Below are 21755 nucleotides of genomic sequence, written 5' to 3'. Positions count from 1 at the left end.
AGCCAGCGAGCTAACGCCCACCATGCTCTGGCTTCAATCCCAATCGCCTGTGCGGCACGCCGGGGGAGCACTGATCGCAGCGCAGACTGAGCTGCTTCCCACCGACTGCCGGTCCCTGTGCTTGCAGCGCTCCGATAGTGGTGCACGGCTGCCACAATCACAGTCAGCCCAACGACCGCGATTGCCGCTTCCGCGAGCACGAACAGCAAGACCGCCCGCGCCGGACTCAACACTCCACCAGCCACCAAAGACAGTTCGACAACCACCACTGCGGGGGTCACCCATGCAAGCGCTCTGCGCATCCTGCTGTCGCCACCGTTAGATACACAGCGGGCGTGCGCTGGCTGAGACAACACCACCGGTGGTGATTGACCCTGTGACGCACAAGCGGTCGGTGGGGTCAATACGCACGATCAGGGTAGTGAAGGCTGAGTGGGCGTTGGGGAAGGTTCTCCTGAACCGGCCCGGCTTCACCGCTACTGGGCGGCATTTAGCGGTTACGGAGCTCCGCCAGCAAGGTGGCGACCTCTTGGTCTCCGGTAGTTTCTCCCCGGACAACGCGGCGCACAGCGGCTTCATCAGCAGCAGTTAGGGGCATGCCGGCCATCTCGTGCCCAGCAGCAACCGCAGCAACAATTTGCTCTTCGGTTCGGGTCGTAGTTGTGGCCATCGCGAGTGCTCCTCGGGTCGTTAGAGCAATTCTACGGGTTAGAACAAGGTGTGTTGGGCCTGAGCCGCCGCAGAGTCGGTGAGTTGTTCGTAGGCGGCGGCCATCCGCTCGACGGCGGCGAGGGGTTCCTCGAGCTCGGCGGCGATCTGTTCCCAGCTCATGCCTTCGTCGTGGTGCATGTGCCAGGCCATCTTGTGTAGATCCTCGGCCCGCAACACCGGACCCCCGCTTATGTAGTCGGTGCTCATGCGATGCCCTGGTGCAGGCGGGCGAGCTGGTCACGTTTGGTCAGCCACAGTTCTTCGGCACGCTGCTGGTGGCCGGTGAGGCTTTCCCAATGCCCGGCGAGTTCCTCGACGCTGACGGTTTCGCGGATCTGCGACATGCGGGCCAGCAGGCCTGCGTAGCCGCAGCGGTACCACTGGTCGATCACTTTGGCGGCCAGGTGCGGCAGTTCCACACCACCGATCAGCGGGCCCTGGGCGGGGGACAGGATGGCCAGGAGGTGCTGCTCGACGCGGGCCAGGAGGCCGGTCTCGTACAGGCGGGCCTGGACCAGGACCGGAGTTGCCAGGCCACCCTCGTCCAGGACACTGCTCACGGCGTCGAAGATTTCGACATGCGCGGGGCTCCAGAACGGGTTCCATCGGTCGGGTCCGGTCATGATCTGACGGACTTGCTGGGCCACCTCTTTTGGTGCCCACATCAGTGCGGTGAGGAACGCGGCCTCGACGTTGGTGGTGATGGCGTCTTCGGTGGTGACGTCGGCGCCGAGGTGGCTGGGGAACTGATCGACGGTCAGGACGACCTCGTCGTCTGCGGGCATCTCGCCGGCGGTCGCCGCTGGGTCGGTAACCATGTCACTGGCGGTGATGGTCATGGGGTCCTCCTCGTCAGTCATTGGTTCGCGCGGGTCAGGCGGTGGCGTGGGCGGCGTCGGCATAGACGCAGCCAGGGCCGTGGGGGTCGCTGATGTGTTCGGTGCATTCGATGCAGCATTCGTCGTGGTCGTAGATCAGTCCCTCGGCGTGCCCCCACGCGCGGTCCTCGTGGGCTTTGTGCGCCCGTTGGGCCATTGCCTCGAGGTGAGCGGCCTGATCGGTGTCGCCGGCGGCGTGCGCGGTGATAGCCAGGGCCTCGAAGTGGGCTGCTCGGTCGGCGTAGGTGCTTCGACGCTCTGTGGTCATGGCGTGGGCTCCGTTCAAAGAAGGCTTAGGAGAAGGGGAGTGGGTGCCGGTCAGGCTGTGGAGCTCGCTGGCACCCAGCACTCCCTTCCGGGGTTATGACGTTGTAACTGCTCACTGGGTTTCAGCTCTTCATGCCGCTGTGCGGGCGGCTGGCGGACGGTCAATATTGGAACCATCATTATTCGACGAACCCTTCTTCAGTGCCATCCCCATTATCTCGAGTATAGCGTTAAATACATTGTCCTGCAATAGTTTTCACTTTCTATTCTCACCGTCTCGTGTGATTGAGCCAAGGTTAATCGAGGGCTTCACGCCCGCAGTGGATTTTGCGTAAGGAGCACTGAAACAAATGGCTCAATTTTCGGCATTCGCAGCCGAACACGTTGTTATGAAGTGATTTTGGGCGTAAAGAGCCCCGGGCGCCGAACGGGTTCGACCACGGGGTTAGCAAAGAACGCCCGGGGACTGGAGGGTGCGCACCCGGTGAGTGGGCGGGCGCCTTACGGCGAGATCACGTTTTCCGTACCCATAGGGAACGGGGTGTTACTTCCTGCGCCAGGCCCGCAGCGGCACGGCGAGCGCCTTGAGCAAGGCCTCGACGCGGCGTGCAGTGTCTCGCGGTCGCCGAGAACCACGAAATAGACCAGCGAAGAAGACCCACTCCGAGCAGATGAGAGCGATCAGTCCCAGTGCGCAGAACGCAGAGACGTCTCCGAACATCCGATACCGGCGATGCGATCGAGGTCCGCTCCGCCGAAGCGCCCCCGCCGACAGCATCAATTCCGATGCCGCGCAAGCCTCGATGTGGTGATCACCATGGGCTGCGGTGACAGCTGCCCCCATCTTTTCCGGCAAGAGCTACCGGATTGGGTCCTTGACGACCCGGTTGGCCAGGCGCCGAAGCGGTTCGGCCCGATCCGCGACGAGATCAAGAACCGCGTCGAAGCGCTGGTCGCCGAGTTGACGCCCCAGCCCGCCGACTCGGGCGGGTGCTGAAGCAGAGATCAGTGCGGGGTCACGGTCAGCGCGCGTGCGCGGAGCGTGCAGCGAGGAAGTCGTCGACGAGTTGCTGGCGTTCAGCCGGGCCGATCGGTGGGAGTGCGGTGAGTCGGGTGAAGACGATGGGTCCGACGAGTTGGGTCAGGGCGAGATTGGTGTCGAAGCGACCGAGTTCTTGCTGGGCTTCGGGGCTGCCCAGGATCCGGTCGAACGGTTCGCGGTATTGGTTGACCACCCGTGCGCGAAGAGAATTGACTGGGTTCCGGTCCTCTTCGGGATGCGATGCCGTCCCGGCCGTGCCAGGTTGGGCGGACCCGAGGGCGAGCCAACCGAGCATCGTCAGTTGGGCGGGGGCTTCCTCGATGAGCTTGGCCTGACGGTCCAGCAGTTCGATCAACTGTTCACGGATCGTTCCGGACGCCGGCGGCGCGGTGACCGGGGGCAGCAGACGCTCGAACGCCGCGGCCAGGAGCTGGGTGCTGTCAGTGAAGTGCCGGTAGAGAGTGGTCCGCGCGACTTTGGACGCCTTGGTGACCGCGTCGACCGTGACGGCCTCGATGCCGCCGGTCGAGAGCAGGGACGTCGCCGCATCGAGCAGTCGTGCGCGTGAGCGTGCCTTGCGGGGATCGACGAGCCAGTCCTCGTCGTCGGTGTTCTGGTTGATCATCTTTTCGCCCACCTCGTAATTGTGCACTCGTAATTGTGCCCTCGGATCAGTGCAGGCACTATCTCCTCACCCCACATTGTGCTACTCATAGTAGTGAACCGCTACCAACTGTAGCGTTACGTGGAGGTGGGTGCATGACCGCCGAGAATCGAGTGCTGCTGTCGCGGGCGCAGAAGTGGACGTTGGTTGTCTCGTGCCTGTCGGTGGCCCTGGTGGTCGCCTCAATGGCGGCCCTGTACACCGCGCTGCCGAACATTGCGGTAGCCACCGGGGCGACGCAAACACAGCTCACCTGGGTGGTCGACGGGTACACGCTGGTGTTGGCGTGTCTGGTGTTGCCCGCCGGGGCCCTGGGTGACCGCTACGGCCGGCGGGCGGTGCTGATCGTGGGGTTGGCGCTGTTTTCGCTGGCCTCGGTGGTGCCACTGTTGGTATCGACCCCGTGGTGGTTGATCGCGGCGCGGGCCGCGGCCGGGGTGGGTGCGGCGTTCATGATGCCGTCCACGCTGTCGATCCTGACTGCGGGATTCCCCGAGCAGCAGCGGGGACGCGCGGTCGGGATCTGGGCGGGGGTCGCCGGGTCCGGGGGTCTGCTGGGGATTCTCGGGTCGGGGCTGCTGCTCGACTACTGGTCGTGGCAGTCGATCTTCGTCGGCCTGACCGCGGTGGGGGTGTTTCTGCTGTTGTGTGCCTTCACCATTCCTGAATCCCGCCAGGAAAATCCGCCGTTGATGGATGTGATGGGATCGGTCGCGGTGGTGTTCGCGGTCGGACTAGTGGTGCTCGCCATCATCGAAGCCCCAGTACGCGGCTGGTCGGATCCCGTGGTGGTCGCCGGGTTCGGGCTGGGGGTGGTGGCCACAGTGGTGTTCGTAGTGTGGGAGTTGCGGGCGGATCATCCGCTGCTCGATGTGCGGTTCTTCGCCCGTCGGGGCTTCGGGAGCGGATCGTTCTCCATCACCATCCAGTTCCTGGTGACGTTCGGTGTCTTCCTGGTCCTCGTCCAATACCTGCAGTTGATCTTTGGATACAGCCCGTTGGGTTCAGCGCTGGCCTTGGCGCCGATGATGGTGCCGTTGGTGCTCTTGTCGGCGGTCGCACCGTGGATGACGACCCGGCTGGGGTTGCGGTTGATGACGGTGACCGGTCTGCTCGCCATCGCCGCGGGGTTCTACTTCATCAGCCGGCTGGATTTGGACTCCACCTACGTCGACGTGATGTGGCCGACGCTGATCATGAGCACGGGTCTGGGCCTGACCGCGGCGCCGGCGACGGCGGCTATCGTCGCGGACACCGCGGTCGAAAAGCACGGGGTCGCCGCGGCGGTCAACGACGCCACTCGCGAGATCGGCGCGGCGATCGGCATCGCGGTCGCCGGCAGTGTCTTGGCCGCCGGGTACAGCCACAACATCGCCCCGGCGATCGCGCGGCTCCCACCGGAGGCGCGGGGCCCGGTCGCCGACTCACTCGCCGGTGCCCTCGAGGTCGCCGATCGGGCGGGACCGGCCGGCCAGCAACTCGCCGACTTCGCCAAGTCCGCGTTCCTGCACGGCGTCGAGCAGTCCGCGATCGTCCTCGCACTCATCGCGGCGGCGGGTGCCGCGATCCTGCTGGTCTGGGCGCCCGGCCGCGCTTCCCCGGACGCAGGCGCATCGAGGAGCCCGGCTGAACCGGCCCAGCGCAGTCGGATCCCGCGCCCGCCGCTAGCCAGCACCGTCGAGAAGGAACGCCCGTGACCCAGCTACCGCTGCCGCCGCACTCGCCGACCTGCATGGGGTGCGGGCCAGACAATCTCGCCGGCCTGCAACTGGTGGTGTTCCGCTCCGGCGACGAGGTCTACACCGATGTGACGTTCGACGAACGCCACATCGGTGCGCCCGGCCTCGCGCACGGCGGGGCAGTGGCCGCCGCCTGCGACGACCTGTTCGGCTTCGGCCTCTGGATCGCCCGCACCCCGGCAGTGACCCGGAGCCTCACCGTCGACTACCTCGCCCCCGTCCCGCTGCACCGGCCCCTGCGCATCAGCGCCCACGTCCGGGAGATCGACGGCCGCAAACTGCACCTTAAGGCGACCGCCACCGCCGATGACGGCACCGCATTGTTCACCGCCCACGCGGTGTTCATCGCCGTGTCGATCGAGCACTTCGCCCAACATGGCGCCCCCGGCGCCGTCCAGGACCTACTCGACCGCCTCACCTCCGCGCTCGACCATGACGGGCCGGACAGACCGTCACCGCACCCGCCGGACCGCTGACACGACCGAAAGAAGATGCATCGGTAATGCGGCACACCAGTGCCCGTCCTCACCCCGGGCGGCCACACCCACCAGAAGCCCACAATGCGGCCCAGCCAGTTCCGGTGCTGTTACGCACGAAGTGGGGTCTACCACTGCTGACCGTGGGCTCGAGCGTGGGCGGGGCCGTCGTCGTCGCGCTGCTGATCGTTCTGGGCGGCGCACCGCACCGATTCGGTGCCCAGCTCGGAACGCTTCTGCAGATCCTGGCGGTCTATGTGGTCGTGGCTCTGCTCGTCGCAGTTCGCGGCGTCCTCGCCCTGCGTCGACGCAGCCTCGGGTGGCTGGACACCTCCTCTGCGCCGACACCCGACCACGCCCGCCACACCCTGCGATTGCCCACCGAGTCCACCGTCCTCATCGGATCTCTGTGGGCCGGGGGCATCCTCGCGATGTCCGGCTCGGCCTTCGCGCTCCTGCCCGTCTGGGAGGCCCTCGGCGGAACCCTACTCATGACATTGGGCGGACTTGCCACCGTCGGATACAACTACCTCTTCGTCGAACGTGCACTCCGTCCAGTGATGGCCACGATCCTGGCCGTCGACACCCCACACGCGCCACCACGAACGTCAGTCATCTCCCGGCTGATCTTGACCTGGGTGCTGACCTCCGCGCTGCCATTGGCCGCGGCCATCGCGCTCCTGCACTATCCCGATGCGGCACCGCCCGACCGCATCCGCGCCGCGACCTACCTCGCCGCCCTCGGACTCGTATCCGGGGCCCTCGCGGAAACACTGCTGGCCCGCGCCGTCGCACAACCGATCCACCAGATGCGCGGTGCACTCCGCCGCATCGGGCAGGGCCGGCTCGACGTGCGCGTGCCCGTCGACGACAGCAGCGAAATCGGGGTACTGCAATCCACCGTGAACGACATGGTCCGCGGACTCCAGGAGCAGGACCGACTGCGCGACCTGTTCGGACGGCACGTCGGAAGAGACGTCGCGCAACGCGCACTCGACCGAGGAGCCGACCTGACCGGCGAAATCCGGGAGATAACAGCACTGTTCGTCGACGTAACCAACTCGACGGCACTCGCCCACCAGATCTCACCGCAAGAATTCGTCGACAAGCTCAACCGCCTCCTCGCAGAAGTGATCGCGGCAACCGAGAGCCACCACGGGCTGGTCAACAAATTCGAGGGAGACGCCGCACTCTGCATCTTCGGGGCGCCCGTCGCCCGAGCCGATGCCGCTGACTCCGCACTCCACGCCGCACGGCAGATCCGCGACCGCGTCCTGGCCGACGGGGAACTCGACATCGGGATCGGACTCGCCACCGGCCCCGTCTTCGCCGGAAACCTCGGCACCGACCAACGCCTGGAATACACCGTCATAGGCGACGCGGTCAACGAGGCATCACGCCTCACCGACCTCGCCAAACACACGCCGGGACGGATCCTCGCCAGCGACGCCGTCATCAGAGCCGCCAGCGAACCCGAACGCGAATACTGGACACCACACGGCGACTGCTCCCTCAAAGGACGAACCCTGCCGACACAAACCTGGGAAGCATCGCGCCGGCCTACTGCACCGCCCGCGGCTTGGGTTTGACCCGTCTAGCTAGGGTGACTGCCATGAGCGATGTGACATACCGGGACTATGCGTAGACCAAGAAGGTGCCGGAGCTGAACAACGCATTCTGTGTGACGGTCATCAGCAACGCGACGCTGCCTGAGCGGATCGACGCTCTGCCTACGGTCAGCCAACCCGCCCAGTGCGACCTCGCAACGCTCCTGTTGCGCTCGTTGGAGTCGTGGGAGGAGATCGGTTCAGACAATCTCCTGGCCGGTCTCGTCCAGCACTGCGACTGGACAATTATGTACGAAAGCAACGGCTATATCGGGGCGACTCCGGAACTGATGCAACCACTTTCGGCAGGCCGGAAATCGTTGTTCATCACGGCAGCGAGAACTCGTACTTCTTTCGGTAGGTCGACGGCGAGAGCCGAACATGGTTCGACACGCTATTCGCCGCTGAGCGGAACGGCTCGACACCCGATGAGCTCATGCCGCTGATGCGTCAGATCGGCGGGTTCGAACTCGAGCCCGATGGGTCGGCCAAGCGCACTGAGTTTCACTGCCACGAGGCGACGTTCGCTCTCTGCGACACCGTGACCGGTCTGCGCCTGACCCCGCAGCTGTTGCGGGACACCATCTTCACGGTCGTTATAGCTCGGCGGACATTGGTGTGACACGTTCGCGATCAGTTTCTGATGGTGCGGCGACCAGGAGTGCGATTACCTCGCCACCACTCGATCAATCACCCGTGGCTCTACGCAGGTCCTTGCGGAGGATCTTGCCTGCCGCGCTCTTCGGGATGGCGTCGATGAACTCGACCTCGCGGACCTTCTTGTGCGGAGCAACCTGAGAGGCGACGAACTCGATCACCTGCTCACCGGTGAGATCGGAGCCTTCACGCTTGACCACAAACGCCTTCGGGATCTCCTCGCCGGTGTCGGCCTCGATCACGCCGATGACCGCAACGTCCGCGACATCGTCGTGGGTGAGCAGCAACGCCTCGAGTTCGGCGGGCGGCACCTGGTAGCCCTTGTACTTGATGAGTTCTTTGAGCCGGTCGACGATGTAGACGCAGCCGTTCGCATCGACCCGCGCCATGTCGCCGGTGTGCAGGAACCCGTCGTCGTCGATGGTCTCCTTGGTGGCCTTGTCGTTGTTCAGGTAGCCCGCCATGACGTTCGGGCCCGCCACCCACAGCTCACCCGGCTCGCTGAGTCCTTCGGCCGGGATGTCGATCTCGTCGCCGGTGGCCGGATCGACGATCTTGTTGACCGTGTTCGGGATGGGCCAACCGCACGACGACAGCGGCGCCTCCGGGCCGTCGCCGGGTTTGCTGGGCATGGCGTGGCTGACCGGGCTCAGCTCGCTCATGCCGTAGCCCTGGATGACCCGGGTGTTCAGGCGCTTGGCGACAGCATTGCCCAGCACCTCGTCCAGTGGCGCGGCACCCGACATGATGGTGTTGACCGACGACAGGTCGTAGTCGTCGATCAGCGGGTGCTTGGCCAGCGCGACCGCCACGGGCGGCGCGATGAACACATAGCTGCACTTGTAGTTCTGGATGGATTCGAGGAACTGCACCAGATCGAAACGCGGCATCACCACGAGCCTCGCCCGGTTGTACAGCGCGAGGTTGAGCAGCACCGTCATCCCGTAGATGTGGAAGAACGGCAGCACCGCGAGGACCGAGTCGTCGTGGGACATGTTCAGCAGCGGCTGGCTCTGCGCCACGTTGGCGACCAGGTTGCGATGGGTCAACATCACACCCTTGGGGTTGCCGGTGGTGCCCGAGCTGTACGGCAGGACCGCAAGATGGGTGGCCGGGTCGAAGCTGACGTCCGGTGCCGCAAGGCCGGCACCCAGCAGATCGAGCGCGTTCGGGTGAGGGCTCTCGGCCTCTCCGGGCCCGTTCAGCAAGATCACCGCGCTCTCGGGCAGACCGACCTGCGCTGCTGCCGCCTTGGCCTGGTCACCGAGCTGGGTGATCGTGATGAGCATCTTGGCACCCGAGTCGGTGAGCTGCTTGGCGATCTCGGGCGCGGTGAACAGCGCGTTGACGGTGGTTGCAGTGGCGCCCGCACGCAGGATGCCGTGGAACACGAACGCGAACGCCGAGGTGTTCGGCGACAGCAGTGCAACCTTGTCGCCCACCTCGATGCCACGCGCCGCCAGGGCTCCGGCGAAGGCGTTGATCCGGCCGATCAGCTCGCGGTAGGTGGTGCCCTCGGTGGCGCCGGCGTCGATCAGCGCGGTCCGATCCAGGTCCTCCTCGCTGATCGACCCGAACAACGTCTCGTAGATCGAATCCTCGGAGATCTCCACAGGGGGAAAGGGACTCTTGAAACTCATGATTCTTCGGCCTCCGGCATTGTTGACACAACAAGTGCCGATACTGTTTATCGGCGTCTGCGACTTAGGGGCATATCTAACGGGGACTGTTTTCTTATCGGTTCTATTTGGCCAAGAATCGGCGGACGAAGCGGTGAGAATTATGACGATGGGTAATGTTGGCCTCCGGCTTGGCAGCTGCATCGCCAACTTCGCCTACTTCTTACCGGCTCGTTCGCCCAGTTTGGCCTGTTTTTCCGCAGCCGCTTTGCTCAGCGACGCGGTGCGTTCAGTAGCGACCTCGGCGAGCTCGCCGGCGCGTTCTGTGACGACCTCGGCGATGTGCGACGCACGACCGGCCAGGACACCGGCCGTTGTCGCACTGGCGGCGGTCGACGGCAGCACCGCGGTGACCTTGTCACTCGCGATGGCTGCTGCCTTGCGTCCGCGCCATGCCAGCGAAGGCTTCCCTTCGGTGTCGACGGTTGTGATCAGCAGCCCGCCCAAGAGTCCCACGTTCTTGATGAAATGGGCCTGCTGCTCGGCCCGCTCGTCCAGATCGGTCTCGTTCCAGAAACCGTTTCCGGCCAGCGTAGTCGGAATGATGACGCCTGCGAGGGTCAGAGAGGCGAGCCGCGGGAACTTGCCGGTGGCCAGCGCCAGACCACCGATGATGTGAATCGCGCCGTTGATCCGGACCAGCACCTGCGCGTCGGACGGGATCAGATCCGCGGCCTGCAGGGGCAGTTGGGTTTTTGCTTTGTCGACAAACGGCTGGGTGGTTTCGGCTAGCTGTTCCGGGCGGCGGATCGCATTAATCCCGGTGGCGATGAACGCGGTCGCGAGCATGGGACGGGCAATGCGGCGGATGAGCATGAAACGGCCTCCTCAGGACACTGGTTACAGGGACGTGTTCCGCGAATGTCATGCGCGAAACCTTGTCCCAAATAATTAACTTTCGCTGCGCACAGATGGCCAGCTCTGCGTGATAGGTGGCCATCTTGTGGGTAGTGCCCCCGTGCCAAACTGGGCAGTCGGTTAGGCGACTTACTAGTGGCTGCCGGTATTGCCACGAAAATCGGGGGCCAACCGCGGAGTAGCGCCATTGGCGTCAAAGTCACCCTCGTTGATCGCATCAGGACTATGGTATCAGGTACTCGAAACCCTGAGTATCAGATACCTACAGTATCTGGTCCTCCACTCGATTTTGTCAACCATCTAGTGAGGAGGAGTGTCGAGCACTGCAAGTAGTGTCCAGGCTGTCGATGGGCTGGACTCGATTGGGCAGGCCAGTGAGATGGTCGCGCGGCGCGCTGATGGGGGGCTGCTCGGCGGTGTGGTGACGTTCATTGACACGACATCACGATCGGAGACCCATCATCGAGGGGAACAGCGGTGTGCAGCTCACCGAGATCTATGCCCGATCGCCGCTCGCACCATGCTGTTCCAAAACCCGAGGACTACACCAGCGTGCTGCGGGTCCTTGACGCCTGACCATGAACGATTGCAGTGATTTGGCTAGCGGATTGTCCTTCCGAGGATCGACAGCTTCGCCGGTAGACACGCGATGATGAGGTGCTGATTCCTGCCGTCACAGTAAGGGAGAGCGTTGCGGTGCGGGTTCGCTTCGCGACCTCGCTGAATGGGCGGCTCGGCTGGGGACAGAAGACACGGTGAGGGATTGGGCCGGCGTGCCGACGATGAAGAGCCCAACCTCTGACGCGACGCGCGTGGCCGGGCGTCGCCTCTCGCAGTTCGGGGCGACTTCGAGGGCTTTGACGAGACGCGGTCTCAAGCCTCCGGGTCGAGGGCGTACTGCGTCCCGAAGGCGGTACTGCTGACTGCCGCAGCTCGTGGGCAAAGATGTCGGTTGCGAACGCCTGCTGCGATCAGTAACAACTGATGTGCGTGTTTGCTCTCGGTGTGAGATCGACTAACTTGAGTCGAAACGAGTCAAAGTGCTCGGATTCGCCCGTTTGATGACCGTGGCGCGCTCTGGCGGGACGTCAAAAACAAGCTGCGTGTTGATTTTCAGGAGGCATCGTCATCGACAGTCCAACCGATGAGCAGCTAACGGTCCACTGGTGGAACGCATTCCAGAACCGCGGCGACGTAGTCGACGGTGCAGAACTGGAGGCGCACCACCCATGGTGTCTTGGGTGCGGTACCGACAATCCGCACGGATACCGCTTGCAGGCCCGACGGCGTGGAGATGGCGTGGTTGCCGTGCATGTATTCGATGGTAGACATCGCGGCGCCCCCGGAATAGCACACGGTGGCGCCGTGGTCACCGTCCTCGATGACATGGTGGGGATGCTGCTCTACGTCGTGGGCGAGATGGCGGTAACTCGCAAACTCGACACCGAGTTCTTCGCCCCCGTGTTGCTGGGCACCCGGTACGAGGTCAGTGCCGATCTCGTGTCCCGGACGGGCCGCAAACTCAAAGTCCGGGCCGAACTGCGAGAGGCGACAACCGGCCAGCGCGTCGCGTCGGCGGTTGGGCTCTTCATCGTCGTCACGCTGGAGCACTTCACGAGCACGTTGGGTAAGAGTTCTCCGAACCACGTTGTAGAGACGGCTATTCCGCAGCAGGTAAGTGACCACGACGATACGCCGACGACGCACTAATCTCCCGCGTCGCGCGCCGGGCGGCGACCTGTAGCGGAAGGAATGCTGTGAGTACATATGGTCTCTCGATCCTCGGCACCGGATTCCACACGGTGTGGGCTTCAGAGTTCTACTTCCGCTTGGTTTGGGGTCGAGCCCATTAGTGCTGTCCTGCGCTCAGCAGGGGTGCCGGTGGGCCCCGAGTACGTACTACGTGACCAAGGCCCGCGCGCCGTCGGCGCGGACGCGACGTGACGCGGGTGATGGGTCCGGCTCTTGAACAGCTGGGGGAGGACAACTACCGGGTCTACGGTGACCGCAAGCTGTGGACGGCCGCGCGCCGGGCGCGGTCACGCCGTCGGCCGCGACCAGGTCGCCCAGTTGATGCGGCTCGCCGGCATCGAAGGGGTCCGCCGGGGAAAGCAGGTGCGCACCACGAAAGCCGATCCAGATACGCCACGGCATCCGGATCTGGTCAAACGCAACTTCACCGCGACCGCACCCAATCATCTGTGGGTGCCGATCTGACGTACGTGCCGACCTGGTGCGGGGTGGGGTATGTGTGCTTCATTACCGACGTCTACTCCCGGATGATCGTCGGGTGGCGCGTGGCGTCGCATATGTCGTGCCGACACGTTGGCCGAGATCGCAGGTCCGGGGCACCACCCCGACAGCCCGGCGGCGGGACCAGGCTAAGTGGACCGTCGTGCAGCAGAGCCTCGGGCCGATCGCACCGACGAGTCAGGTATCCCCGTGTCGCACATCGGCCCTCCTCGCCGAGTTGATCACCTCGCCGTGGGCCACCATCTGGGGCACACGTCAGGGCGCATTACGTTCCACAAGCCGGTCCGCGACTCTCGACGAGGCCGCGCCCACTCGTCGGAGAAGCCGTGCCACTCGCGGCATGACCTCCAGATCGCGATACACAGCCGCGTGCACGAGCCAGTCCGCAGCCTCGACCGCGGTGAGCGCGGGAATTTGGTGGTATTCGTTGGTGGGCTCGATCATCGGTGTCCGCACGAGCGGGAAGAAGACGGTCGTCACAGAGACCCCTGTGCCACGCAACTCCGACGCTATGCTGCGTCCGAAGGCGGTAATCGCGGCCTTCGATCCCGCGTATGCCGAGAACTTGGGCATAGCGCCCATTGGGATCCCCCAGGTGGAGACGTTGATGAAGTGGCCGCTGCCGCGCTCCTTCATGGCAGGTAGGAACCCTAACGTCAGCTGCACGGGACCGAAGTAGTTGACCGCCATGGTGCGCTGATAGTCGTGCAGCCGATCCGTCGAGTCGAGGACCTCGCGGCGAATCGACCGCCCGGCGTTGTTCACGACGATGTCTGGGCAGCCGTACTCGGCGAGCACGTGCTGGATCAGGCGAGCCGTGTCGTCGGTGTCGGAGAGATCCGCCGGACAGGCGTCGGCATAGCCGCCCGCGGCCCGGATACGCGTGACGAGCTCGTCTAGGCTGTGCGCACGACGCGCCACCATCAAGACGTGGGCTCCACGACGGGCGAACTCTTCAGCTGCCGCAGCGCCGATGCCCGACGAAGAGCCAGTGACGAGGACGGTTGAATACCGTAGCCGCCTGGCCGGCGACCCGGTGCGAAGTGTATTGACGAGCTCGCCCGGCGTACGTGGTCGTTGTAAAGCAGTATGCGCGACTCGGGCCGGCACGTATCTCACAGCTGCTGCCACCATGCATAGACCGTAGATCACGAGGCGCAGCACTATTGACCCCCATCCGCTGCGAGGATGCGGCCGATGGTCGTCTTGCCCGTCGTCCCAGTGGGCCGGAGAACACGAAATATGTGGGCCGCCGTGCCAGAGCGAGAGCCCCTCGCTGCCGCCTTCGTGCACCAACAAAAGCCAGACTTGGTGCTTGACGGCCGGTGGTTGGCCGATTGGCGATCTAGCTCGGCCAGGACGGCGTCGTAGCCGGTTGAGCGGCCCCTACGATCACCTGGTCACCATCAGCCGTCAAGATCAGCTGTCAGCGGTAAGAACTGTCCTGAGGGAGGTGTCGGTTCCGGTTGAAAAACGAGCCCGCCGAAGCGACACGGGGGCAACCGGCGCACGACGACACCGCCCGCCCGCTCTGTTCTGACATGTGCACAATTCGATGATTTCAACACCGTCCGACCCTCCGCGTGTACATATACGTTCCATTCCTGTACACACGCGCCTGTAGCGACCGCGCGGCCCAGGCCGTCATGCCGTCTTTGCGTCTCGCTGGTTAGCCGTCTTGCCAGCCACCGCTCCCTATCGCGCGGCCCTGGATCGGGGCGGTTTCGGTCATCGCACGACCGGGGCATTTCCGATATCCGATACTTGCGGTATCGTGTACGTATAAAAGCCGTAGAAACATCAACCTCAGGGGAGGCTTCTTATGGCTAGAACCGGCATCATCAAACGTTGGCGTAGCAACATGGATGTGCTCGACGACACCGTGTACACCGACATGCTCAACACACTGTCTGAGGGGTCAGTGCGACGGCATTTCAACCCCTATATCGATATCGATTGGGATGCACCCGAGTTCGCGGTGACACCCAATGACGAGCGGTGGATCCTTCCTGGGACCGATCCGCTCGGACGTCACCCGTGGTATCAAGCGCAAGCGGTCGAGCGCCAGATCGAGATCGGTATGTGGCGTCAGGCCAACGTTGCCAAGGTCGGCCTGCACTTCGAGTTGGTCCTGATCCGCGGCCTGATGGACTACGCGTTCTGGACGCCCAACGGGTCGCCCGAGTACCGCTACTGCCTGCACGAGGCCGCCGAAGAGTGCAACCACACCATGATGTTCCAGGAGATGGTGAACCGCATCGGCGTCGACGTGCCCGGGATGCCAAGATTGCTGAGGTGGTCCCAACCGGTCGTCCCGTTGATGGCCGGGCCGCTGCCGATCCCGTTCTGGTTCGGCATTCTCGCCGGTGAAGAACCCATCGATCACACGCAGAAGAACGTTCTGCGCGAGGGTAAACAGCTGCACCCGATCATGGAGCGGGTGATGGCGATCCACGTGGCCGAAGAGGCGCGGCACATCTCGTTCGCGCATGAGTACCTGCGTAAGCGGGTGCCGCATTTGTCGCGAGGGAAGCGGTTCTTGCTGTCGATGTTTGTGCCGGTGATGATGCGCGTGCTGTGTTCGGCCATCATGGTTCCGCCGCGGGAGTTCTGGAAGGAGTTCGATATTCCACGCTCGGTGCGCAAGGAGGTCTTCTTCAATTCGCCGGAGTCGCGGCAAACGCTACGTGACATGTTCGGTGACGTCCGGATGCTGTGCCACGACACGGGACTGATCAATCCGCTCGCCAAGATCGTTTGGCGGATCTGCAAGATCGACGGCAAGCCGAGTCGCTACCGTAGCGAGCCGCAGCGCCAGCACGTGTCCGCCGTAGCGTAGGGCGGCGTACATGCCCCATGTGATCACCCAGTCGTGCTGTAGCGACGCCTCCTGTGTGTACGCCTGCCCGGTCAACTGTATTCATCCGTCGCCAGACGAACCCGGGTTCGCCACCGCTGAGATGTTGTACATCGATCCGGTCTCGTGTGTCGACTGCGGCGCATGTGTATCTGCCTGCCCGGTCGGGGCGATAGTGCCGCAGGCAAAGCTGCGGCCTGAACAATTGCCGTTTGTCTCCCTCAACGCGGCGTTCTACCCGGATCGGCCCGCAGGCGAGAGGGTTCCGCCGACGTCTAAGCTGGCGCCGGTCATCGCCGCGCCGAAAGTCGATGCACGCGAGTCTGATCCATTGACGGTAGCGATCGTTGGCTCTGGTCCGGCGGCGATGTATGCCGCCGACGAACTGTTAACCCAGTCAGGCGTACGGGTCAACGTCTTCGAACGTCTCCCGACGCCCTATGGGCTGGTGCGGGCCGGCGTCGCACCCGACCATCAGAACACCAAGCGGGTCACGCGGCTTTTCGACGAAGTGAGCCGATCGCCTGGATTCACCTTCTACCTCAACGTCGAGGTGGGATCGGATGTGTCCCACTCCGAACTCTTGGCCCACCATCACGCGGTGGTGTATGCCGTCGGAGCGCCGAACGATCGCAGACTCGACGTCGACGGCATGGGACTGCCCGGCACCGGCACGGCCACCGAAATGGTCGCGTGGATCAACGGACATCCCGAATACACAGATCTCCCTGTCACGCTGGAACATGAACGAGTGGTGCTGGTCGGCAACGGCAACGTCGCGCTCGACGTAGCCCGCATTTTGACGACTGATCCGGACGCATTGGCGCGCACGGACATCGCCGATCACGCGCTGGCCGCACTGCGGCAGTCGAAGGTCAACGAAGTGGTGATCGCAGCCCGCCGCGGGCCGGCGCAGTCCGCTTTCACCCTGCCGGAATTGATCGGGCTAACATCGACGTGCGACGTGGTTCTCGATGCGACCGACCAAGCTCTCGTGCAGGCCGACCTCGCCACGGCGGAGGACCCGCTGATCCGAAACAAACTGGAGGTACTGAGCAAGCTCGGAGACGCGTCAGTGCCCGCGACGCGCCCGCAGATCCGGTTAGCATACCGGTTGACGCCCGCGCGCATCCTCGGCACTGCCCTCGTGAGCGGCATCGACTTCACAGTGACGGGTTCGGATCGAATCTGTCATCTCGACGCCGGCCTGGTGCTGACATCGATCGGATACCGCGGGAAGGCCATTCGCGATCTACCGTTCGATGACGTCGCCGCCGTGATACCCAACGACGGGGGCCGGGTCATCGATCCGCAAACGGCACAGCCGGTGCCAGGCAGCTACGTGGCGGGCTGGATCAAGCGCGGCCCCAACGGTTTCATCGGCACCAACAAGTCGTGCGCGGCGGAGACGGTACAAAGCGTCGTCGATGATTACAACGCCGGTCTGTTGACCGCGCCGCGCACAAGGCCCCACGCGTTGGCGAAACTGGTGCGCAGCCGCAGACCAGATGTGGTGAACGCGGCCGGATGGAGGGCCATCGACGAAGCCGAAATCAAGCGTGGCGGAGGGCGCCGCCCGCGCGACAAGTTCACCTCGGTCGCCGACATGTTGGCAGTTGCGGCCGCCGCACCTACTCCGCCGTTCACGCAGCGGATGCTGGCCGGTTTCTGTCACTGACGACGAGCCCGCTGTCATGCTGAGACACGAGGTGGCGGATGGTTACCCGGCTACCCGGATGGGGGCCGATGTTGCTTACCGTCGTGCTGGTCTCGTCTTCGTCGGCGGATCGATCTTCACGAGGGGTGCACCTTCACGATCCCTACACGCTTCGCTCCCACGGCGAATCCACCACCGCATTGCAAGGGCGATGACTCCATCGCCCGCGAAGCGACGCTCCTGCTGCAGACGGGCCTGGGACAAGTGGTGATGCTCTCACCCGGAGGACCGCGGCGAACTGATGGTGAAGGTGTCCGGGGTCAAGGCGTTGGCGACCACTGCCGCGCTCAACCTCAACAGCGGGATCTTCGAGGTGATCGGTACGGCGCGGGATCAATCCCAAGTACGGCTTCGACCGTTTCTGCGCAACGTGCGTACCCACACCCGGCACGCCCCAGAGGCATACAAGATCGCCGACGTAGGCCAGCACAGCCTCAACGGGCAGTACCCGATCCCCGGCTTCACCTCGTAGGTGGTGGGTCGGGGACGTACAGATCCAATCGTGATCTCCCACCGCCCCGCCGGGCATCGACCCGGCGGCGGTGGCCCGTCAGAACTCCCGGTGGACCGAAATCAGTCCAGCACCGGGTGAGTGTCACCGTCTCGCGAGAACTATCCGCGAACCGAGGAACGCAACGTAGGCGCCCAGTGCGACCAGCCCCGCCTTCCGCGTCGCCGGAATCGCGATCGCGGTGCCCACGACGGCCTCGGTGACCCCGTTCCGCTTGGTCCACGTGGTGGTGTCCTTCGGGAACGCCGACGCGGTGATGGCATGAAACGCCTGCGGCACCACCAAGTGTGCTAAGCCGGTCGCGGCCAAGACGGCTCCGGCAGCGGCGGGAACGGACGTGGTCTGGTTGGGCATTGGGTGTCCTTCTGTGAGGTGGATTCGATAGCTCATCAGAGCCAAGCGCACCGGCGGTCGTGAGACAAGACCACATGCCGGAGGTGGGGCGGGCGAAATGATCGCGGTTCACGGGTTAGTTCTCTCAAGTACCCTGAAGCACCCAGGTCCAGTTCCCGATCCCGGACAAACTGCTTGCTGGCCAGGCGCACCAGCTGCGCGCGGCCGCAGCTGGTCGGCCGAGCGTTGTACGTAGCGCAAGTTGGCGATGTCAGCCTATGCCGGCTGGGGTCCTTCGGCGCGGCCCCACAGGGCGTCTACTTCGGCCTGGGCAGGTGCCATCAAGTGTGCGTTCGCCGACCGCGGCACCCCCATCGGGGCCTTATCGACCATTGACAACACTGTCTCTGCGGACTGATAGTTGGGAATCGAGCTGTGGCTGCTGACACACATATTCTGGTGTGGCGGAACGGGACCGGAGGACAGCATGGACGCGGAGCAACCCGCCATCAGCTCTACCGACGACGCCGGTGTGGTCGACTTCAAGGCAGCGCCCATCCGTGCAAGGCGGATCAAGTTCTCCTATCCGCAGGGCTCCATGAACCGACACTATGTCTCCGACGACCTGATCATGAGTCACGTCGTGTCCATGCTGTCATCGGTCTTCCCGGAGGGCGAGGACTTCTTCATCCGGTCGGTGAAGTACTACAAGGATGAGATCGCCCACGCGACATTGAGGGCGCAGGTCGACGGGTTCATCGGCCAAGAGGCTACACACGGACGCGAGCACCGCGAGATCAACGAGCATCTCCAGGAAATGGGTTACCCCACTCGGATCAATGACCGCCTCACCAAGCGAGCGCTGGCGATGATCTACCGTCACGCGCCGCACAAATTCTCCTTGGCCATGACCGCCGGCCTCGAGCACTACACGGCGACCCTGGCCTCTCTGCTCCTCACGAATACCGAGGCACGCGCGCTACTCACCTCCGACGAGGTGCGGGGACTCCTGCTGTGGCACGCCTACGAGGAGGTCGAACACAAAGCGGTGGCGTTCGACGTCTACCGGACCATCGGTGGCAGCGAAGCTCTGCGTATCGGCACGATGCGCGGGATCCACATCACGTTTCTGGGACTTGTCACCGTGTCCACGCTGGCGTCAATGCTCACCGATCGCGCCACGTACAACCCGGTTCGTCTTCTGCGAAGCGTGGCGGCTATGCGCACCAACCCGTGGATCAACCGAGATGTATTGCGCGAGTTAGGAACCTACACGCGTCGCGGGTTCCATCCCAGCGACAACCCCACAGACTATCTGCTCAAGACCTGGCGCTCGGAGTTGTTCGGCGACCAAGGTATTTTGACGGACAACCTCGTGGGTGGACGTCAGCGCCGCTCGGACCGCTGCTGAACGAGGGCCGCGTCGGTGGGTACCTGTGACCCCCGTCGTCGCACCACGATGGTCCTCGATGTCATCGAGATGGCGCGGTGGGCACTCACCCTGATCATTCCTATAACGAGCAGCACGCGGCGCCGACCACCTCTACACCCTCAACTGCGAAGAGCCAAAAACGTTCGGTTCCATCCGCTGCTGGTATTGGACCGCCCCGAGATCCGGCGGGGAAGCCCTGGCCGGGCTGCTCGATGTCTCCGAGAGCTTCGGTAAATGCGGCGACGGACGACTTCACCGATTCGCTGTCCGACGTTGACCCGGCCAGTGCGCTAACTCCGGCAGGAATCTCCGAATCATGTATTGAAGTACTCGAAGTACCTGATACTGTGATGCACACCATTGAAGGGCTGTGCAGCCATATGAAGGAGAGCAGTATCGCTACGGGAGTCACTGGTCGTGCGACGGATAGTCTTGCGACCTTCGGGAACACGACCATGCTCGCCGGCCAGGCACTGCGGTGGACCGTGTATGACATTGTCACCGGACGATTTCCGTTTCGGGAGGCTGTCACCCAGACCTGGTTCGTCATCACCGTAACGACGTTGCCGGCGATCCTGGTGGCGATCCCGTTCGGCGTCATCGTCTCGGTGCAGGTGGGAAGCCTGACCCAGCAGGTCGGGGCCACGTCCATCGCCGGCGCCGCTGGTGGACTCGGGATCATCCAGCAGGGGGCCCCGATCGTGACAGCGCTGCTGCTCGGTGGTGCGGCAGGGTCGGCCATCGCCTCTGACCTTGGCGCACGCACCGTCCGTGAAGAGATCGATGCCATGGAGACGCTAGGACTCAATCCGGCCCGTCGAGTCGTCGCCCCGCGGTTCGTCGCGGTTCTCATCGTCGCTCCGCTGTTGTGCATGCTCATCGTGTTTACCGGTCTCGTGGCCGGCTACATCCTGAGCGTCAACGTCCAGGGCATCACGCCGGGAAGTTACGTCTCCTCGTTTGCATCCTTTGCCTCGTCGGCGGACATCGTGGTGGCACTGATCAAGTCAGTGGTGTTCGGTCTCGTGGTCGTGGCAATCGCATGTCACCGGGGTCTGTCCACGAAAGGCGGCCCGAAGGGTGTGGCCGAATCTGTCAACGCCACCGTGGTCCTGGGGGTGGTGGCGTGCTTCGTCATCAACGTGGTCATCACCCAGCTGACAATTATGTTCGTCCCGCAGACCATCGGATGACGGAGAACACGTGACCGCCATACCATCCACCCGGTTCACTTCTGTCACTCGTCCGATCGTGCGTGCTGTGACGCCCCTCGCCGAAGTCCCTGCACAACTCGGGCACATCACCACGTTCACCATCGACACCGTCGCAGGAATTCGCCACGTCGCGACCACCTATCGACGACAGACGCTTTTGTACATACATGAGTTTGCTTGGGGACGAGGCGCTGTTCTGGTCGGCGGGGGTACCGCGGTCGTGCTTGTCATTCTCGGAATGGCTGTGGGGGCATCCATCGGCATTCAGGGCTACGCCTCGCTGGACCTGGTGGGGATGGGGTCTCTTACCGGGTTCATCTCGTCATACGCCAACACTCGGGAGTTGGCACCTATTATCGCCGCGATCGGCTTCGCAGCCCAGGCCGGCTGTCGCCTCACTGCGGAGATCGGTTCTATGCGCATCGCCGAAGAGATCGACGCACTCGAGTCGATGGCGGTGCGGCCGATTCCGTACGTCGTCAGCACGCGCGTGGTCGCAGCGATCACCACTATCATTCCCCTCTACATCGTGACGCTGATACTCAGTTTCGTCGCGGCCAAACTGGTCGTCATCCTTATGCACGGTCAGTCCGGTGGCACCTACGACTTCTATTTCAATGCGTTCCTCAAACCGCAGGATCTGGTGTTCTCAGTCATCAAGGTCCTAATTTTCGTGGTATCGGTCGTCATCGTCCACAGCTACCAGGGCTACTACGCCACCGGTGGAGCAGAAGGCGTCGGCCGCGCGTCTGGTCGAGCGATCCGCAGCAGTCTCATCATCATCGTCGTGGAGGACATGATCTTGACCCTGCTGATGTGGGGCTTCGATTCGGGCGTCAGGATTTCGGGCTAGGAGTTTA

The 21755-nt window shown here is 63.8% G+C and carries 20 protein-coding genes and 3 pseudogenes; 14 read left to right on the top strand and 9 right to left on the bottom strand.

Features of this window, described 5'->3' with window-relative positions; all coding sequences use genetic code 11:
* Positions 1-708 precede the first annotated feature (708 nt).
* From ACVWY6_RS24080 to ACVWY6_RS24070, 3 genes are read right to left on the bottom strand one after another with little or no spacing between them, the layout of a single operon-like run.
* Positions 709-918 (bottom strand): hypothetical protein, encoded by a 210-nt coding sequence (locus ACVWY6_RS24080; protein ID WP_009678403.1) that lies wholly within the window; start codon positions 916-918, stop codon positions 709-711.
* Entirely contained in the window at positions 915-1550 is a 636-nt protein-coding gene (locus ACVWY6_RS24075; RefSeq protein ID WP_009678402.1) for a DnaB-like helicase N-terminal domain-containing protein, read from the bottom strand. The genes ACVWY6_RS24080 and ACVWY6_RS24075 overlap by 4 nt, the downstream gene beginning before the upstream one ends.
* 34 nt (positions 1551-1584) lie before the next feature.
* Positions 1585-1857 (bottom strand): hypothetical protein, encoded by a 273-nt coding sequence (locus ACVWY6_RS24070; RefSeq protein WP_009678401.1) that lies wholly within the window; start codon positions 1855-1857, stop codon positions 1585-1587.
* Between the two features lie 728 nt (positions 1858-2585).
* On the opposite strand from ACVWY6_RS24070, the pseudogene ACVWY6_RS24065 reads away from it, so the two are divergent.
* Positions 2586-2853 (top strand): annotated as a pseudogene (locus tag ACVWY6_RS24065) (heat-shock protein HtpX); the annotation flags it as partial.
* A 25-nt stretch (positions 2854-2878) separates the two neighbouring features.
* Here the strand turns inward: ACVWY6_RS24065 and ACVWY6_RS24060 are convergent.
* Positions 2879-3523: a TetR/AcrR family transcriptional regulator gene (locus ACVWY6_RS24060; RefSeq protein ID WP_030175337.1), complete on the bottom strand. Its 645-nt coding sequence runs from the start codon at positions 3521-3523 to the stop codon at positions 2879-2881.
* 134 nt (positions 3524-3657) lie between these two features.
* On the opposite strand from ACVWY6_RS24060, the gene ACVWY6_RS24055 reads away from it, so the two are divergent.
* The 5 genes and pseudogenes from ACVWY6_RS24055 to ACVWY6_RS24035 form a co-directional block, all read left to right on the top strand.
* Positions 3658-5259: an MFS transporter gene (locus tag ACVWY6_RS24055; RefSeq protein WP_009678398.1), complete on the top strand. Its 1602-nt coding sequence runs from the start codon at positions 3658-3660 to the stop codon at positions 5257-5259.
* Entirely contained in the window at positions 5256-5777 is a 522-nt protein-coding gene (locus tag ACVWY6_RS24050) for a PaaI family thioesterase (RefSeq protein ID WP_008382209.1), read from the top strand. Before ACVWY6_RS24055 ends, ACVWY6_RS24050 begins: the two co-directional genes overlap by 4 nt.
* A gap of 104 nt (positions 5778-5881) precedes the next feature.
* Positions 5882-7366: an adenylate/guanylate cyclase domain-containing protein gene (locus ACVWY6_RS24045; protein WP_008382210.1), complete on the top strand. Its 1485-nt coding sequence runs from the start codon at positions 5882-5884 to the stop codon at positions 7364-7366.
* A gap of 65 nt (positions 7367-7431) precedes the next feature.
* Positions 7432-7830 (top strand): DUF6461 domain-containing protein, encoded by a 399-nt coding sequence (locus tag ACVWY6_RS24040; protein WP_008382211.1) that lies wholly within the window; start codon positions 7432-7434, stop codon positions 7828-7830.
* Positions 7761-8006, top strand: a pseudogene (locus ACVWY6_RS24035) (DUF6461 domain-containing protein); the annotation flags it as partial. The gene ACVWY6_RS24040 and the pseudogene ACVWY6_RS24035, both read left to right, overlap by 70 nt.
* A 64-nt stretch (positions 8007-8070) precedes the next feature.
* On the opposite strand, the gene ACVWY6_RS24030 reads toward ACVWY6_RS24035, so the two are convergent.
* The 3 genes from ACVWY6_RS24030 to ACVWY6_RS24020 form a co-directional block, all read right to left on the bottom strand.
* Positions 8071-9681: an AMP-binding protein gene (locus ACVWY6_RS24030; RefSeq protein ID WP_008382214.1), complete on the bottom strand. Its 1611-nt coding sequence runs from the start codon at positions 9679-9681 to the stop codon at positions 8071-8073.
* A 195-nt stretch (positions 9682-9876) separates the two neighbouring features.
* Complete coding sequence (locus ACVWY6_RS24025) at positions 9877-10536, bottom strand: DoxX family protein (protein WP_008382215.1); 660 nt, start codon at positions 10534-10536, stop codon at positions 9877-9879.
* 1194 nt (positions 10537-11730) lie between these two features.
* A complete protein-coding gene (locus tag ACVWY6_RS24020) occupies positions 11731-11910 on the bottom strand; it encodes a hypothetical protein (protein WP_197038146.1) in 180 nt (59 codons plus the stop codon).
* On the opposite strand from ACVWY6_RS24020, the gene ACVWY6_RS24015 reads away from it, so the two are divergent.
* The gene (locus ACVWY6_RS24015) at positions 11878-12288 is read left to right on the top strand and encodes a PaaI family thioesterase (RefSeq protein WP_008382404.1); all 411 of its coding nucleotides are present in this window, start codon (positions 11878-11880) and stop codon (positions 12286-12288) included. The two genes, ACVWY6_RS24020 and ACVWY6_RS24015, sit on opposite strands and share 33 nt — an antisense overlap.
* A 175-nt stretch (positions 12289-12463) precedes the next feature.
* Positions 12464-12890, top strand: a pseudogene (locus tag ACVWY6_RS24010) (IS3 family transposase); the annotation flags it as partial.
* A gap of 196 nt (positions 12891-13086) precedes the next feature.
* Here the strand turns inward: ACVWY6_RS24010 and ACVWY6_RS24005 are convergent.
* Entirely contained in the window at positions 13087-13965 is an 879-nt protein-coding gene (locus ACVWY6_RS24005; protein ID WP_030175686.1) for an SDR family NAD(P)-dependent oxidoreductase, read from the bottom strand.
* Positions 13966-14653: 688 nt separating this feature from the next.
* Between ACVWY6_RS24005 and ACVWY6_RS24000 the strand changes: the two genes are divergently transcribed.
* The 3 genes from ACVWY6_RS24000 to ACVWY6_RS23990 all read left to right on the top strand — a co-directional run bounded on the left by ACVWY6_RS24000 (position 14654) and on the right by ACVWY6_RS23990 (position 17877).
* Complete coding sequence (locus ACVWY6_RS24000; RefSeq protein ID WP_009678392.1) at positions 14654-15670, top strand: AurF N-oxygenase family protein; 1017 nt, start codon at positions 14654-14656, stop codon at positions 15668-15670.
* 10 nt (positions 15671-15680) lie between these two features.
* Positions 15681-17366 carry an FAD-dependent oxidoreductase gene (locus ACVWY6_RS23995; RefSeq protein ID WP_030175684.1) on the top strand — a complete coding sequence of 562 codons (1686 nt, stop codon included), beginning with the start codon at positions 15681-15683 and terminating at the stop codon, positions 17364-17366.
* A 280-nt stretch (positions 17367-17646) separates the two neighbouring features.
* Positions 17647-17877 (top strand): hypothetical protein, encoded by a 231-nt coding sequence (locus ACVWY6_RS23990; protein ID WP_008382249.1) that lies wholly within the window; start codon positions 17647-17649, stop codon positions 17875-17877.
* Positions 17878-18000: 123 nt separating this feature from the next.
* Here ACVWY6_RS23990 and ACVWY6_RS23985 read toward each other — a convergent pair whose 3' ends face one another.
* Positions 18001-18270: a hypothetical protein gene (locus tag ACVWY6_RS23985; RefSeq protein ID WP_009678390.1), complete on the bottom strand. Its 270-nt coding sequence runs from the start codon at positions 18268-18270 to the stop codon at positions 18001-18003.
* Between the two features lie 466 nt (positions 18271-18736).
* Between ACVWY6_RS23985 and ACVWY6_RS23980 the strand changes: the two genes are divergently transcribed.
* The 3 genes from ACVWY6_RS23980 to ACVWY6_RS23970 all read left to right on the top strand — a co-directional run bounded on the left by ACVWY6_RS23980 (position 18737) and on the right by ACVWY6_RS23970 (position 21748).
* Positions 18737-19660: a metal-dependent hydrolase gene (locus ACVWY6_RS23980; protein ID WP_009678389.1), complete on the top strand. Its 924-nt coding sequence runs from the start codon at positions 18737-18739 to the stop codon at positions 19658-19660.
* Between the two features lie 476 nt (positions 19661-20136).
* Entirely contained in the window at positions 20137-20874 is a 738-nt protein-coding gene (locus ACVWY6_RS23975; protein WP_030175681.1) for an MlaE family ABC transporter permease, read from the top strand.
* A 10-nt stretch (positions 20875-20884) separates the two neighbouring features.
* Entirely contained in the window at positions 20885-21748 is an 864-nt protein-coding gene (locus ACVWY6_RS23970; RefSeq protein WP_030175680.1) for an ABC transporter permease, read from the top strand.
* Positions 21749-21755 lie beyond the last annotated feature (7 nt).

This window comes from Williamsia sp. R60 (genome assembly GCF_054063855.1).
The sequence above is the reverse complement of the archived record's forward strand: the minus strand, read 5'-3'. Positions and strand labels throughout refer to the sequence as shown.